The 15478-nt window shown below is 34.5% G+C and carries 13 protein-coding genes; 9 read left to right on the forward strand and 4 right to left on the reverse strand.

From position 1 onward, the window contains the following. The first annotated feature begins 177 nt into the window (after positions 1–177). The 5 genes from HS129_14150 (at position 178) to pheT (ending at position 6997) form a co-directional block, all read left to right on the forward strand. Complete coding sequence (locus HS129_14150; protein MBE7413177.1) at positions 178–1428, forward strand: HAMP domain-containing histidine kinase; 1251 nt, start codon at positions 178–180, stop codon at positions 1426–1428. Positions 1429–1539: 111 nt separating this feature from the next. Beyond that, complete coding sequence (locus HS129_14155) at positions 1540–2163, forward strand: hypothetical protein (protein ID MBE7413178.1); 624 nt, start codon at positions 1540–1542, stop codon at positions 2161–2163. Continuing rightward, positions 2160–3563, forward strand: coding sequence for a UDP-N-acetylmuramate--alanine ligase (locus HS129_14160; protein MBE7413179.1), 1404 nt, complete (start codon positions 2160–2162; stop codon positions 3561–3563). Before HS129_14155 ends, HS129_14160 begins: the two co-directional genes overlap by 4 nt. Next, positions 3560–4591: a phenylalanine--tRNA ligase subunit alpha gene (pheS, locus tag HS129_14165; GenBank protein MBE7413180.1), complete on the forward strand. Its 1032-nt coding sequence runs from the start codon at positions 3560–3562 to the stop codon at positions 4589–4591. Before HS129_14160 ends, pheS begins: the two co-directional genes overlap by 4 nt. A gap of 12 nt (positions 4592–4603) precedes the next feature. Further along, positions 4604–6997, forward strand: a complete 2394-nt coding sequence (gene pheT / locus HS129_14170; GenBank protein ID MBE7413181.1) for a phenylalanine--tRNA ligase subunit beta — start codon at positions 4604–4606, stop codon at positions 6995–6997. Between the two features lie 2 nt (positions 6998–6999). Here pheT and HS129_14175 read toward each other — a convergent pair whose 3' ends face one another. Together HS129_14175 and HS129_14180 are read right to left on the reverse strand one after the other, a co-directional pair. Continuing rightward, positions 7000–7416: a hypothetical protein gene (locus tag HS129_14175; protein ID MBE7413182.1), complete on the reverse strand. Its 417-nt coding sequence runs from the start codon at positions 7414–7416 to the stop codon at positions 7000–7002. Next, positions 7401–9074: a glycosyltransferase family 39 protein gene (locus HS129_14180; GenBank protein MBE7413183.1), complete on the reverse strand. Its 1674-nt coding sequence runs from the start codon at positions 9072–9074 to the stop codon at positions 7401–7403. The genes HS129_14175 and HS129_14180 overlap by 16 nt, the downstream gene beginning before the upstream one ends. A gap of 371 nt (positions 9075–9445) precedes the next feature. Between HS129_14180 and fabG the strand changes: the two genes are divergently transcribed. The 4 genes from fabG (at position 9446) to rnk (ending at position 12294) form a co-directional block, all read left to right on the forward strand. Then, positions 9446–10207 (forward strand): 3-oxoacyl-ACP reductase FabG, encoded by a 762-nt coding sequence (fabG, locus tag HS129_14185; protein MBE7413184.1) that lies wholly within the window; start codon positions 9446–9448, stop codon positions 10205–10207. Positions 10208–10222: 15 nt separating this feature from the next. Further along, entirely contained in the window at positions 10223–11386 is a 1164-nt protein-coding gene (locus HS129_14190; protein MBE7413185.1) for a thiolase domain-containing protein, read from the forward strand. Position 11387: 1 nt separating this feature from the next. Continuing rightward, positions 11388–11714, forward strand: a complete 327-nt coding sequence (locus HS129_14195; protein MBE7413186.1) for an OB-fold domain-containing protein — start codon at positions 11388–11390, stop codon at positions 11712–11714. 169 nt (positions 11715–11883) lie between these two features. Further along, entirely contained in the window at positions 11884–12294 is a 411-nt protein-coding gene (gene rnk / locus HS129_14200; GenBank protein ID MBE7413187.1) for a nucleoside diphosphate kinase regulator, read from the forward strand. Positions 12295–12298: 4 nt separating this feature from the next. Here rnk and HS129_14205 read toward each other — a convergent pair whose 3' ends face one another. Together HS129_14205 and HS129_14210 are read right to left on the reverse strand one after the other, a co-directional pair. Further along, complete coding sequence (locus HS129_14205) at positions 12299–13651, reverse strand: FAD-dependent oxidoreductase (protein ID MBE7413188.1); 1353 nt, start codon at positions 13649–13651, stop codon at positions 12299–12301. 50 nt (positions 13652–13701) lie between these two features. Next, entirely contained in the window at positions 13702–15477 is a 1776-nt protein-coding gene (locus tag HS129_14210) for an apolipoprotein N-acyltransferase (GenBank protein MBE7413189.1), read from the reverse strand. Position 15478: the final 1 nt, after the last annotated feature.

The following is a 15478-nucleotide window of genomic DNA, read 5'->3' on the forward strand; positions in this document are numbered from 1 at the left end:
TCAGTCCAATATTTTAGAATTGTGGATCCCAAAACCTTAGCTCTTTCCAATCTAATTGAAACGGGGATGATGGTAATTGTCTCAGCTTTAATTGTAATCATTTACTTAAAAAAGTACAAAAAAAAGGGAATTCTAATTTGGTTTTTTAGTAATGTATTTTGGGCTTTAGGATTTTTTTTGGTTTTTCACCAGAAGGAATGGCCGTATTTTTTTGGGGTTATTCTTGCAAATGTATTCATACTCCTCTCTTTATCTTTTTATAATATCAGTATTTGTAAACTAATTGGTAAAAAAGTAAGCTATCTCTTAAATTTTTTTCCGGTCGCAGCCTTATTTATTTCCTATCTGTTTATGGAGGGAACCGAGCTACTCTTTTTAAGAATCATTATTTTTTCTGTCGCGGCTGCGTGGATTCTTTTTAAAACTGGGTTTAACTTAGTCTATCAAAACTACGAATACAAAAATTACCACTTTCTGGCTACGGGTTATTTAGCCTTTTTCACTGTATTTGCAAATATTTTCAGAGTAGCCATGACTTTATATTTTCCTGAAAATTTCAAAGTCTTAATCGATGCCGGAAACAGCGCTATATTTTTTCTATTGTTGATGTTACTTTTAAAGACCAGTTTTAATATTGCCTATATTTTGATTTTATCTTCTGTTGCACTTCACGACTTAAAAATAGTCAAGGAAGAATTAGAAAAGTCGAACTCTTCCAAAGACAAGTTCTTCTCAATAATCTCTCACGACATGAAAAATCTTTTCTCCGGTTTACTTTGGCTTTCTAATAATTTAAAAACAAAAATTCAAGAAAAGAAATTCAACCCTGAGACAGACTACATCAGAATAGAAACATTAAATGAGGTAATTCAAAGACAATTCTCTCTACTTGAAAACCTTTTGCTTTGGGCTAGTGCACAAACTAACAGGATCGACTTATCCCCGGAGGTAATAGATTTGAGCAAATTGTCCAACGATATAGTTTCCCTATACAAGGAAATTGCAGACGAGAAGGAAATCATTATTCAATCAGATTTAAGCAAATCTAATTTTGTGTATGCAGACAAGGAAATGGTTTCCACAGTGATAAGAAATATCGTGAACAATGCGATTAAGTTTACTCCAAAGTCAGGCACAATCAAACTTTACTACTCAGCCCATCCTGAAAAAGACTCGGTACAGTTGATAGTGGAAGATAGTGGACTTGGAATGACGGAAGAAAATCTAAATAAACTATTTAAAATGGATGAAAAATTGACAACGAAAGGCACAAACAACGAAATTGGAACTGGTCTTGGGCTTTTAGTTTGTAGTGAATTTATCAAGAAAAATGGAGGCTATATAAATGTAGAAAGCAAGGAAGGAATAGGCAGTAAATTTAAAATTACCCTAAGATCGACAGATCAAAAGAATTCCAAACTTGCTTAAAAAATATATTCTTCTCCAATAACCACCAATAAAAAAACAACCCATCCCTATTAAAAATTTAATCTTGAAAGTCTTTGACACTTAGTACGCTTTTCTATATTTTGAAAAAATATGCTTTTTCATTCAAAGGAAAATGATTCCACAGATAACAAACTTCGGATTCTGTCCGACATATTCAGTGCACCTCATAACGCTTACGAAATGTATCTCAACGATGAAACTATCGGTAAATCAGATCTTTTAAGAATTCATTTGACTATTTGGGTATTTGCGCCTATTTCAAAATTCTTGCTCAACCTCATACTGAGTTTTACCGACAGCTCACCTATGGATTTTTCATTTTTTCAAAAACTATTTTCAGGGCTTCCTACTTCATTTATTATATACCCTCTCGTAATTTTTGTAGTTGTAAATCTTGATTCTCTAAGAGTGTATTACAAGAAAGTCAATCGTGCTCAAGATGAAACTTTGCCTCCACCGGATTTACTTTTACTTTCCTTTGTCCCTTTTAGTGCTTCTTCTATTTTTTGGATTTTTCCTGTCCCATTGAATTTATTTTTTATTTCAATTGCATTTTTTTATTCGATTCAGCTCTCTTTTTACTCCCTACAAAATGTATCCGACTATGGGAAAAGAGAATTTTTAAACTTTTTACTTTTAAGTTTCATTTTTCTTTTGACAGGAGGGCTTTTTGTGTTTGGAGCTTTAAATATTGTAAGGATGATTTTAAATTGAAAATTTTTCTTATCGGAATTGGCGGAATAGCTATGGGGAACCTCGCCTACATGCTCAAAAAAATCGGACATGAGGTCAGTGGCTCCGATACAGAATTGTATCCACCCATGTCTGAAAAATTACAAGAATGGGGTGTAAAGACTAAAAAAGGTTATTCACCTGAAAATATAAATGGTTCTGACCTAATCATCGTAGGGAACGCTATTTCCAGAGGAAATCCCGAAGTTGAAGAAATGCTAAACTCCGGTATGGAATATATGAGTATGCCCGAAGCAATAGGAGAATTTTTTCTAAAAGGAAAAAAGGTAATTGTAGTGTCCGGCACCCACGGTAAGACGACTACTACTTTTTTGATTCACCATATACTTAAAGAAATCGGTCTTTCTCCCGGATTATTTGTAGGAGGAATACGCCAAGACGGACACGCCGGATTTGAAATAGGAGAAGGGGATTATTTTGTAATCGAAGGAGACGAATACGATTCAGCTTTTTTTGACAAGTCTTCCAAGTTTTTACACTACCGTCCCACTTACTTAGTTATGACTTCTTTGGACTTTGATCATGCAGATATTTTTCCGAATATAGATGCAATCAAATCTATGTTCATAAGGCTTATAAATTTAGTTCCGTCCAAGGGAAAGATATTCTATTGGAAAAATTCTAAGAATTTAACTGAAATCACGAAACCTGTCAAACTAATCCCAGTAAGTCCGTATTCTATAAATTCTGCAAGTTCTATCTTGTCCTATAAAAAAGGAAAACTGATTCTAAACAAAACGAAATCAGAAATCGAAACAAGTCTAATAGGCTCCCACAATTACAATAACGCAGAGGTAGCGGTTAACGTATGCAATGAAATTGCTCCCGAAAAATTTTCTGAGATTGTATCTGCATTATCTAATTTTTCGGGTGTGAAAAGAAGGCAAGAGATTTTATATAAGTCGAGTCATTCTATTTTCATAGAAGATTTTGCACACCATCCGGTAGCAATTCAAGAAACTATAAAAGCAGTAAAAGAAAAATTTCCCGGTTTTAAAATTATTAGCCTATTTGAGCCGAGAAGTGCGACCTCTCACAGAAATGTATTTCAAAAAGAATTTTCAGAATGTTTTATTAGATCGAGTTTTGTATTTATAACAGAAATTTTCAATCTGAAAAAAGTTTCATCCGATATGCGTCTCGATGTTAAAAAAATTATTCGTAAATTACCTAAGCATTCCAAAACAGGAAGTGTTTACTGCAAAAATCCGGCAGACCTTTTACTTCAATTTAAAAAAATTATTCCCGTTTATGCCACACAAAAAATATTAGTTCTTGCTATGTCAAACGGAGCTTTTGGAGGAATTTATAAACCTCTTTGTGAAATGCTCGTCGAACGAGATAGAAAATTTTCATTATGAACTTAGAAAACGAAATACTAAAAATTATTCAAGAAGGAAGTGAGGCTCTTACTTCTACAAAAACTGAGCTTGAATTAGAAGATATTAAGTCAACATTTATCGGCAAAAAAGGCAAGCTCACGTCCGTGCTGAAAAATTTAGCAAACCTGTCTATAGAAGATAAAAAAAAAATTGGACAGATGGCAAACGACGCTAAAGAAAAATTAGAATCACTCATCTCAAACCAAAGATTTAAACTAAAAGAAACCTACTACGCTGAAAATTTAAAAAACGAATTCTATGATAGACTCCGACCGTTAAAAAATACGGACTTCGGTACGATCCACCCTGTCAGTAAGATTCAATACGAGATCGAAGATATTTTTACTTCGATGGGTTTTCAAATCATGGACGGTCCGGAAGTAGAGTCAGATTATAACAACTTTGAAGCATTGAATTTTACCTCGGATCACCCCGCAAGAGATATGCAAGACACATTCTATGTTTCGGGTGGGAAATTACTCAGAACCCACACCTCTGCGATTCAAGTAAGAACTCTAAGAACTCTTAAACCACCATTCAAAATCATTGCACCCGGCAGAGTTTTCCGCTATGAAGAAGTGGATGCCTCCCACGAAAATACTTTCTATCAAATAGAAGGAATGGTAGTAGGGAAGGATATTTCTGTTTCCAATTTAATCTATACAATGAGTGTTCTGCTTTCTGAAATATTTCAAAGAGAAGTAAAAGTCAGACTTCGACCCGGGTATTTCCCTTTTGTGGAGCCTGGTTTTGAGTTAGATATTGCTTGCATGGTCTGCGAAGGAAAGGGCTGCTCTGTTTGCAAACAATCCGGTTGGCTTGAGCTACTGCCTTGTGGTTTAGTCCACCCAAACGTATTGCAGTTTGCAGGGCTTGACCCCAAGGACTGGACAGGCTTTGCTTTTGGTCTTGGATTAGACAGACTTGTAATGATGCGTTATGCGATACACGACATACGTTATATACATTCAGGAAATCTTAGATTTCTAAAACAATTTATTTCGTAATGTGAGGACTCATTGAAACTTTCTTGGGATTGGTTAAACGAATTTCTAAATTTAGATTCTATTGAAAAAAAATTAGTATTAGAGAAAATTAATACTTCAATTTGTGAAATAGACAAAGTAGAAAATTTTCTACCCCACTTAAATACTATCATTGCAGTCAGGCTTGAGTTGGTAGAAAAGCACCCGAATGCAGATAAATTATTTGTATGCGAAGCCTACAACGGAAAAGAAAAATTTCAAATCGTAACCGGCGCACAAAATGTAAAAAAAGGGGATATTGTTCCGCTCGCACTACCGGGGACTGTAATCTTAGAAAAAGAAATTCAACCCGGCACCTTAAAAAATATCGAGAGCTTTGGTATGTTTTGCAGCGAAAAAGAACTTGGGTTTTCAGATGAAAGTGAAGGAATTTTTATATTAAGCCCGTCCACCAAACTCGGAATTTCAATGTCGGAATATTTTCAATTAGAAGATACAATTCTAACTATTGATAATAAGTCTATCACACACAGACCCGATTTGTGGAGTCATTTTGGGTTTGCAAGAGAGCTTTCATCACAGCTAAATCTCCCCTTAAAGAAAAATCCATTCGACGAGGAATTTAGTTTTCAAAAAACTTTTCAGTCCAATACAATCGAAAATAAGAATGCACACTCTTACTATTCCTGTATCGTTAAAAATATTCTAATAAAAGAGTCTATAGACAAGATCAAAACTCGTCTGGAAAAATGCGGGAATAGATCAATAAACAACGTAGTAGATGTCTCCAATTATATTATGCTCGAAATGGGTCAACCGACTCACTTCTTCGATAATTCTAAACTAAAAAATTCTACAGTGGAAGTTTCTTTTTCCAAAAAAGGAGAATCTATCTCACTCTTAGATGGAACTTCAAGAGAGTTAGAAGAAAATATTCTAATCATTAGAAATGAAAACACACCTGTTGCAATCGCTGGTGTAATGGGAGGATTAGAGTCCTCGGTTACTGACACTACAAGTGAGTTACTCCTTGAATCAGCAGTTTTCAAAAGGGAAGACATACGACACTCTTCCAAAAAAATGAACATTCGCTCTGATGCAGCCATACGTTATGAGAAAGGGCTTGATGCTTCCACATCACTTCCTGTATTAAAGAGATGCTTGAAATTATTGCAAGAAAATGGTTGTCCAAATTTACAAGCAAGCCTTCCTGCCGGGTATAATAACGAATCAGAAAAATCTACCTACATAGAAATATCCTTTGAGTTTATCCAAAAAAAATTAGGGATTTGTTTAAGTGAAAATGAAATACAAAATATTCTCATTCGATTGGGATTTAACCATGAGAGAAAAGGGCAAACATTAAAAGTAAAAGTTCCTTTCTACAGACAAAACTACGACGTTACTATCCCTGAAGACCTTATTGAAGAAATCGGAAGAACAATCGGTTACTCGAATATCCCTAAAACCCCCGTGACCTTTGAGGTAGTGCCAGTTCATAAAAATTTATCCAGAGAGACAGAGAAGAAAATAAAAGAAATCTTAAGTCAAAGTGAAGATTTTAATGAAGTGTTCAACTATTCTTTTGCGTCTGAAACAGATACAAATTTTGAAGAAAATTCTAGTGAAAAAATTAAAATCCAAAATCCAATGCCTGAAGAATTTCAATATTTAAGAACATCTATCTATCCGTCGATTTTGAAAAATTTAACAAATAACGAGGACAGGTTTGAATCGGCAAGAATTTTTGAATTCGGCAGAACGTACCACTTAGAAAAAAATAATGAAACTACAGAAAATAAATTTTTTGGTTTGGGAGCTTTTCTAAATCAGAAGAGTACGGAAAAAAATTTATATACTTTTGAAAAAGAGCTTTTGAGTTTCAGAAAAGTTTTTGAGTTAGTTCTATGTCGGTTGAATATTACAAAGTTTCAAATTACACCTTTGGTTATAAACTATTTTCATCCAAATTCATCTGTTCAATTTTTGTATGATGGAATCAAAATCTGCGAGTCAGGAATTTTGCATCCAAGATGGAAAGATAACTACGATATAAAAAAAAATATCTTAATAGGGAAAATACACTTTGATGAAATTCTAAAGATTTTAAAAAATACAAAATCCAATTTTCAGTTTTCTCCTCCTTCTATTTTTCCCGGAGACAATTTAGATATTTCAATTTTAATGCCAAAATCTTTTGGAACGGAAATATATTCAAGGTTAGTATTAGAAAAACAAATTCCTGAAATAGAAAGTATATGGGTTCACGATATTTTTACCGGTGGAAATCTTGACGAAAAAAGTAAGTCAGTCACTTATAGAGTGTCTCTTCTCACTTACGAAAAAACATTTACCCAAGAGAAAATCAGAGACATACAGGAAGCCTTAATCAATTTAGCTAAGGCAAACGGTTTCACGGTAAAATAATTCTAATCTCGATGGAGCTTTTTTGAATTTTTAGAGAAATTTTTCTTATTCTTTTCTCTTATTTTCGTGCAGACCGGATCAATCATAGAAATGATCAAAAACTTTTTACAAGGAGTTTTCATCATTGTAGTAAAGCAATTTTCGTATTCAAATAAATCCTCTTTGGAATACAAAGATAGTTTTTTTTCAAAGTCTTCTTTGTATTCTTTTTTGCAATTTTTGACTGAAAGGCTTTCTTGCATATCGTTGGGAATAGTTCTGTAATAGCTTTCGTAACATTCCTGAATCTTATCGCATAAATTATTGAAATTAATTTTTGTATTTTTAAAATTTTTAGTTGCTATTTCTTTTTCTTTGCAAGTAAAAAAGAAAAAGATCAATACAGAAAGAAAAACAAGTCTAATTAAAATACGGAGCAATTGATTTCTCCTTTTCCCAAAAGATAACTTTGCACTGCCTCGATAAGTCTTTTTTGAGATTTAGAGTTTCCCTTTGATTCTTCACCGATAAGACCCTGGCTATGCAAAAAAATAATTTGGTTATTCAATGGAGAAAAAAAAGTAGTCGCCCAATCCTGTTTGTAATTTTTACCATACCATATCTGATACCGTTTCACGGACATGCCATCCATAACGATTTCTTTTTCGGGATATTCTATAACTTCCTCAAACATAGATTCGAGTAGAGGTTGAAAAAATACAAAAGACTTTTCGCAAGTATTTTCTTGGATGTAAAAAAGAAGATAGTCCTTCCCTTTTTCCATTTTGCTCCAGTAGGTGTATTGGTTTTTTTGTAAAATATTCAATGACTGAACAAACGGCTGATTTTTTATATACCAAGAAGCAATTGCAGCGTCTTGATAACGGTTGGCGATTAATATACTGTCTGGGTGTTTTAAGTTTTTGAAATTTTGAATTTCTGTAACTGCCTCCTTATACCCCTTGTATCTTTCTACAGGATTTGGAATAGAATAATTTTTTAAATTCAAAGTTTTCCCTACTGCACCCGGAAAAAGAAAAAACGCATCTATTAAAATTGCAAGTGCAAACCCTGCATATACTAATTTATCAAACACTGTTCCTGATTTTGTTTTCTTGGTACCGACAAAAGAAATCATCAATAGAATGATTGCAGGGTAAGAAGGAAATGTCCAGTTTGCTTGAACCATTTTTTTTGAGGACAAATAGAAAAAAAATAGAGGTAGAATCGCAGCATTTATCACCAATAATTTTCTGGCTGAATCTATGCCATCCAATGAATTCCAAAAATCCCACTTATTCTCTTTCTCTACTATCCAAAAGTAAATCCCTGTTATAGAAATAAAAACTATTCCTACAAACCAGATTGGAGAAAGAGTCACCAATTGACCGGCGACGAAACTATCCATATTCGAGCCTTCGTATTCTTTTCCTCCAGAGGAACGTAAATGAATAATCGCATCTACATTGTCCCAATTGTTTTGAGTATTCCAAAACACCATCGGAGAAATAATCAAGAAAGCAAGTGCAAGCGAAAAATAAAAATGAACATTCTTTAATAGGGAATATTCCTTTGGAGAAACTATAAGCCAGAGGATCAAACTAATCGCAAAAAATACCATTGTGTGTTTACTTAAAAAGCCAAGTCCAAGAGAAATAAAAGTGAGATATAAGTCTAAATTTCTCTTTTTGTAAATATAGCGTATAGAAAAGTACAGAGCCAGCACCCAAAAAAGAATCAAACAAGTATCGTGCATAATTACAAGAGAGCCTGAAAAAAAAGCAGGTATAAACAAAAATACACTAAAGAGCAAATATTGTTTTTTTTTAGTAAACTCTAAATAATTTCCGATCAAATACGCTATCCACATACTCACTGCTGATGCAAATATCGTAGCAAACTTCAATGCAAAAATAGTATTACCAAAAATTGCTGTAAATATTCTGATATAAAATCCTACACCCGGCCCTTGGTCATAGTATGAATAGTCTAAATTTCTCGACCATTCCCAATAGTATGCTTCGTCTGGTAATACGTCCAGTCCAACCGCATACACGAATCGTAAAATCGAAATCAATAATATAAATACTATAACCATAAATGCCTTCTGTATTGTTTTTGTGTTGAATCTATGATACAAGCATTTTATAACTTCCCTGAAAAATTATTTTATCAAAAGAAATTTATAACACTTATGCAAAAACCCTTGTAAACAATTTAAGCGAGAGTCGGAGTCGATAGGAGAGGCGATTTTCCTGAGTAAATAATCGTATATTTGTCCAAAAAAGACTTTTTGCAGGTGCCGCATTCATAGAGAAGTGCTATATTTTTATTTACTGCCTGTTTTATCGACTGAAATTTTTCTTTTACAAGAACATGACATTTGTGTCAAATATTGATTTGACACTATTTTCGATTGTACAAAGCATGAAGAGAAATAGAAAGAATTCTAAATACAAGGATATTACAATGGCAAAGCAATTTTCAGAAAAAGTAGCAATCGTAACAGGTACTGCATCTCCAAGAGGACTTGGGAGAGCGATCGTAAATAAAATTGCAGAAGAAGGAGGAAACCTCGTTCTTATAGATTTAAAACAGGAAGACTGCGACAAGGCAGCGAAAGAGACTTCGGACACTTATGGAGTCAAAGCAATTGGAGTGGCTTGTAATATTGCAAAGGCAGAAGATTGCGAAAATGTTATCAATAAAACAAAAGAAGTATTCGGTAGGTTGGACTTTCTTGTGAACAACGCTGGGGTGTTGAAAGACACACTTATTATGAGAATGTCCGAACAAGACTGGGATTTTGTAATGGATGTAAATTTAAAAGGTGCATTTTTAATGACAAAGGCCGCAACAAAACTTATTCTTAAAGCTCCTTCAGGAAGAATAGTAAACATCTCTTCTATTTCAGGGCTACTTGGTCAAGCCGGACAAGCCAATTATTCTTCTTCCAAAGCAGGTCTTATTGGTCTTACAAAAGTATGCGCTAGGGAATTTTCTTCGAGAGGTGTTTTAGTGAATGCAATTTGCCCAGGGTATGTTCAGACAGATATGACAAGCGCTCTATCTGAGGACATACAAAAAATGTTAAAGGAAATGGTTCCTCTAAAAAGAGCTGCTACTCCAAATGATATTGCAGGGGCAGTAAAATTTTTCTTGAGTGATGATGCGTCCTACGTCACAGGCACTGTGCTTCGTGTTGACGGCGGTACTGCAATCGGTTTATAAATCGGAGATACAAAGATGAGAGAAGTTGCGATTATTGGTGCATACCAAACGAAACATGGAAACCACAGCGACAAGGTATTGAGAGAGCTTGTTACGGAAGCCGGAAATGGTGCGATTAAAGACTCTGGAATAGACAGAAAAGAAATTCAAGCTGTCTATGTAGGCAATTATGCCGGCAACGAATTCAATAATCAAAATACAATGGCCTCGTACGCAGCCACAGTTCTTGGTATCGGAAATGTACCAGCATTTAGATTAGAAGGAGCTTGTGCGTCAGGCGGTCTTGCTATGAGAGAAGGATTTCTTGCGGTAGCCAACGGTGTCTATGACACTGTGTTAGTTCTTGGAGTAGAAAAAATGAATACTAAAGACCCTGAGACTACAATGGGAATTGTAGCCAAGGGACAAGACTTTGAATTTGAAGGCGGGTTTTGTATTTCAGGTCCATCCGGTTTTGCATTAAACGCTGTTCGTCACATGCACGAGTTTGGAACTACCAAAGAAATGCTTTCTACTGTTGCTGAAAAAAACTATTTCCACGGCAGTAAAAATCCTTACGCCCACAAACAAAAAGCAATTCCTCTAAAAAATATTATGAACGCAAGAATGGTCACTACTCCTCTCGGATTCCATGATATGTCTTTAGTTACGGATGCGTCCGCAGCGGTAGTAATCACCACAAAAGAAAAAGCAAAATCTATTTCCAAGAAGCCTGTACTTATCAAAGGCTCTGGCATAGGTGGAGATTATTTCACTCTTGCAATGAAAGAAACCTCAGTAGCTTTTCCTGCCACCATTCGTGCTGCTAACGAAGCATTCAAAATGTCTGGATTAAAAAGAGAAGATATAAACGTTTTAGAATGCCATGACTGCTTTACGATTACAGAGATCATAAATATTGAAGACCTCGGTTTTGTTGATAAAGGAAAAGGCGGCCCATTCACTATGGATGGAAACACAAGACTTGGAGGTAAACTTCCGGTAAATACTTCCGGTGGGCTAAAGGCAAAAGGTCATCCAATTGGTGCAACAGGTGTTGGTCAGGTAGTAGAAATGACTTTTCAACTTAGAGAAGAGTCTGGAGAAAGACAAGTCAACGGGGCGAGAACTGCACTCACTCACGTCCTTGGAGGGCCAGGGGCAGTCTGTGCAGTGCATATTTTACAGAGGGATTTTTAATATGAACGAATTGAAAGGAAAAATTTGTAACTCTTGCGGATTTCATTCACTCGATCCGTCTTTTGCTTGTATGAAATGTGGTAGCGATTCTTTAAGCGAATACACTTTTAACGGAAACGGAAAAATCTACACATTTACAGTCGTAATGGTCGGGTTTGGTCACTTAGCAGAAAAGGCACCTTACGTACTTGCGGTTGTAGAATTGAAAGAAGGCTTAAAAGTAATTACTATAATCGAAGACATCGAAAACGATAAAGCCAAGATTGATTTTCCTGTGAAGTTCAAAAGACTTGACGAAAAGTCAGGACCCATTTTTCAGCCGGCCTAAATTAATTTTAAGAAAAATCTTTTAGAATATATTTTTCTTAATTTTCTTTTCGCGCTATGGGAAATTCTATTTCTTTTTTTTACTTTACTATATAAGAAACAAGAATCTATTTATCTTTTATCGTATTTTTGATATTTAAAAACTACAAAATTAATTGGAGAAAACATATATGACAAAACGTATTTGTATTACTGAAAACGACATGAAAAAACTAAAAGAGTTAGTAAACTCACCCACAACTGATTCTTCTTTGAGAAAGTACCAGTTAGAACTTGAAGCCGAATTAAAAAAAGCCAAGATTGTAAAACCAGAAGAGGTTTCATCGGATACAATTACCATGCACTCTGAAATTCTTTTAAAGGATATGAACACAGAAGAAGAAACAACTTATAGAATAGTTTATCCTGACCAGTCTGACACTGAAAAAGGTTACGTGTCTATCCTTGCACCCATAGGTACAGCTCTTCTTGGATACAGCGTTGGGGATATTATAGAATGGAAGGTTCCGGGGGGATTAGCAAAATGGAAAGTTGTGAAGATTAATTATCAACCGGAAGCGTCAGGCGATTTTCATCTCTGACTTTTCATAGCATGTTCACTGCTCCAATGGCTGAAACAATACATGAATTCATCGAGCCATTTTCATCTGCAAGTGCCTCTCCTGCAAAAAATACTCTGTTAAAGGGACTTCTGAGACTCTCTTTTGCATCGAGAGAGCCAGATGGAAAGATTGTAAACGCACCATTTATCAAAGGTTCGCTCTGCCATACTTTTGAGATTACTTTCTCTATTTCAAAAATTTCTTCTAAGGAATATCGTTTCATAGAAATAGCAACCAATTCTTTCAGATAGCTTTGTTTTCCTTCATAAAAAAGTTCAGAAGCATCTCCGATACTAAGTCCATTCAACAAATTTATTTCTTTTGAATTGATTTCAGAAAAATAAACTTTTTGAAGTGGTGCATTCATAAAATGAATTTCTCCTTCTCCAAATTCTCTTCCCTTGGTTAAAACAAGAAGTTTCGCGGCTCGGCTATTTTTTATAAGAACTGATGCGAGTTTTTTTTCTCTCGGAAGATCCGGTGTCCACTTAATTTTGGAAACCAAAGCTGGAGGAACAGTAACAATGCAAGTATCCGATTCGATTACCTTCCCCGACTTTGTTTTTACTTTTACTTTACCATTTCTTTGATCTACTTCAGTTACCGGGTCATTTAAAATTTTTTCGGAATCGTGTAAATTAGAAAGTAACTTTTCAATAATATTGTCATTTCCGCCATCTATTCTAAAAACGGTCTTAGGATGAAATTCTAAATTGGAAAAGTCTGAAAAAAATCCATTGGCAGAGACACTCCTTATACTCTCTCCATACTTCATGCGATATTTCATTTCAATGAAGTTCAAGTCGTCGTTTGCAATATCTTGATATTTCAAATAGTTGTATATATCAATCTTATCCAAACCGTGCTTTTGTTTTACGGACATTCCTCTATACATCCCAAAAATTTTCTTTAAGGCTTGTTTGGTTTGTTGACTCAATTCAGAAGGTCGATTTTCCTTACTATACACAATTTCTTTTTGGACGTTATGCGCCACAGCTTTCAAATCTAATTCTTTTACAAGACCAAGCATATTTTTTTGATCGGTTGTTATCCATTCCCCACCCAATTCTCCAATAAAATCAGAGCCCTCTCTATATGAAAGAATTCTTCCTCCGTAACGCTCGCCTCCTTCGATCAAAGTTGTTTTTATACCTGCCTTACCGAGTATATAAGCAGAGTACAACCCCGACAGACCTCCCCCAATTATTGTAATAGTTTCTTTCTTTTTTGCACTCGTATTAAAAATAGAATTGTCTTCTGAATGAACTTTCTTAGTTGTTAGGGCAAGTATGGCAATAGAAGAATTCTTTAAAAAATTCAATCGATTCATTTTCATAAACATCTCCGAATATTTTGTTTATTTCCATTATCGTTACATTTCTTTAATTAGTGGAGTTTTTTTGAAATATAAACAGAATGCAAATAATAGATAAAGGCAATAGATAGAAATATCCACAAAAGCAAATTCCCATACAGTGCATAAAAAGTAGGTCGTTCTTTAATTATATCAATAGTTTTAGAATAGTATTCGCTTGTCTCTTGACCTGTGAATTTATTATCTACAATTCTACCCAGGTGATCTACAAATACTGACGTTCCTGAATTTGTAGAGCGAACCATCCATTTTCTTAACTCAATAGATCGAAGTCTTGCTAAATCGAGATGCTCATAAGTTTCTACTGACTTTCCATACCACTTATCGTTTGTAACATTCAAGATAAAATCAGGGTCTTCCAATTGTACAAACCTTCTGACAAATTCAGGAATAATTACTTCATAACAAATCAAAGGCAAAAACTTTCCCGCTCTTTCAGTTACTGAAATATTATCTTTATAATACTCTCGCAAGGAATTCAGACCGAGTGAGCTTGTTTCCTGCCACTGGATATGTTTTTTCTTAAAAGTTTTTTCAGAGTTTTTTGTGTGGAAGTACGTGATTAAATTTTGTCTTTCCCCGGGTATAAATCTTCCCACTTGCGGAATCAGATCATATAAAAATTCAAACGTTTCTCCAAAAGGAATATATTCGCCAAACGCAAGCAAATAAGATTTCCTATAATACTCACCTCTTTGACCATTCGGGTCATACAAAACAGAACTGTTGTGATAACGTAAGGCATTCTGATTGATCTCACCACCGGCAAAACTAGCATCTATCTCGTTGAAAAATACGTTCGCTTTGTATTTTTGAGAAGTAAGATAAATCAAAGACTCAAACCTTTCCCAATAGCTTGGTCGAAACATAGTAGTTGCAGGAGTTTTGTTTGTTGAAAAAAATGGAACACCTGACTCAGGCAATACTACAATATCAGGTTTTTTCTCTCTTGATCCTACATCGATCAACTCTTCAATTCTTAGCATTAGGTTTTCCATTGTTTCTTTTACAGAACGCCCATCTCTAAATTCGAGAGGAGCATCCGGCTGAATCATTAAAACTTGTTTTTGAAATTTTGGAGAGATATTAGACCATTTATTGTAAAGTGCAAACCCTGAGCTTAGGAAAAATACAAATAGAAATATAGGGAAGGACAAAAATTTCAGATAAAGAATTCTTTTCTTCTTGTGTAGAATGAATTTTTCTAATCTCATAATATTCAAATTGTAAATACAATAAGAGACTATAAAAATAAGAAAAGTCAATCCGTAAGCACTGGCGTATTCAGCTGTCTGAGCCAATAATATATTTCCTGCTGCTAAATTTCCCCAATACCAAGGAAATAATTGAAATGTAAAAAATTCTGACAACAGCGCAACAAATCCAGCAATTAGAGTGTGGTGCCTTCCAAGCTTTCGCGTAAAATAAGAAAATACAATCAGAAAAAAAGGAAACTTTAAGTTGAACACTGCTGCATAGATTAGAAAAATCGGGAAAGCAAGAAAGAAAGGAAAATTACCGAATACTACTAGTAGGTGATTTATCCAAAAAAAAGAAAATGTACAAAAAAACAAAGAAACCATAATTCCGTGAAATATTAGTTTTTTGGTTTTCCCTATGTATTTCTCTTCCAACCAAAACAAACCAAAAGGAGCAATCCAAACAAAGTGCGTTAGGTGGTATGGCGCAAAAGATAGTGTAGAAAATAGTGCAACCCATATATAACAAAATATATTAAATACCTTCGTCTTCTTAAATTTACGAAAACGAGAATACAAGTTCTCTATC

This window comes from Leptospiraceae bacterium (assembly GCA_015075105.1).
GTDB lineage: Bacteria > Spirochaetota > Leptospiria > Leptospirales > Leptospiraceae > JABWCC01.

Bases quoted from the DNA above. Each gene is read 5' to 3' on its own strand.
- HS129_14195 (MBE7413186.1), top strand. From the start codon at position 11,388: ATGAACGAATTGAAAGGAAAAATTTGTAACTCTTGCGGATTTCATTCA.
- pheS (MBE7413180.1), top strand. From the start codon at position 3,560: ATGAACTTAGAAAACGAAATACTAAAAATTATTCAAGAAGGAAGTGAG.
- HS129_14155 (MBE7413178.1), top strand. From the start codon at position 1,540: ATGCTTTTTCATTCAAAGGAAAATGATTCCACAGATAACAAACTTCGG.
- fabG (MBE7413184.1), top strand. From the start codon at position 9,446: ATGGCAAAGCAATTTTCAGAAAAAGTAGCAATCGTAACAGGTACTGCA.
- HS129_14190 (MBE7413185.1), top strand. From the start codon at position 10,223: ATGAGAGAAGTTGCGATTATTGGTGCATACCAAACGAAACATGGAAAC.
- HS129_14205 (MBE7413188.1), bottom strand. From the start codon at position 13,651: ATGAAAATGAATCGATTGAATTTTTTAAAGAATTCTTCTATTGCCATA.
- HS129_14180 (MBE7413183.1), bottom strand. From the start codon at position 9,074: ATGGTTATAGTATTTATATTATTGATTTCGATTTTACGATTCGTGTAT.
- rnk (MBE7413187.1), top strand. From the start codon at position 11,884: ATGACAAAACGTATTTGTATTACTGAAAACGACATGAAAAAACTAAAA.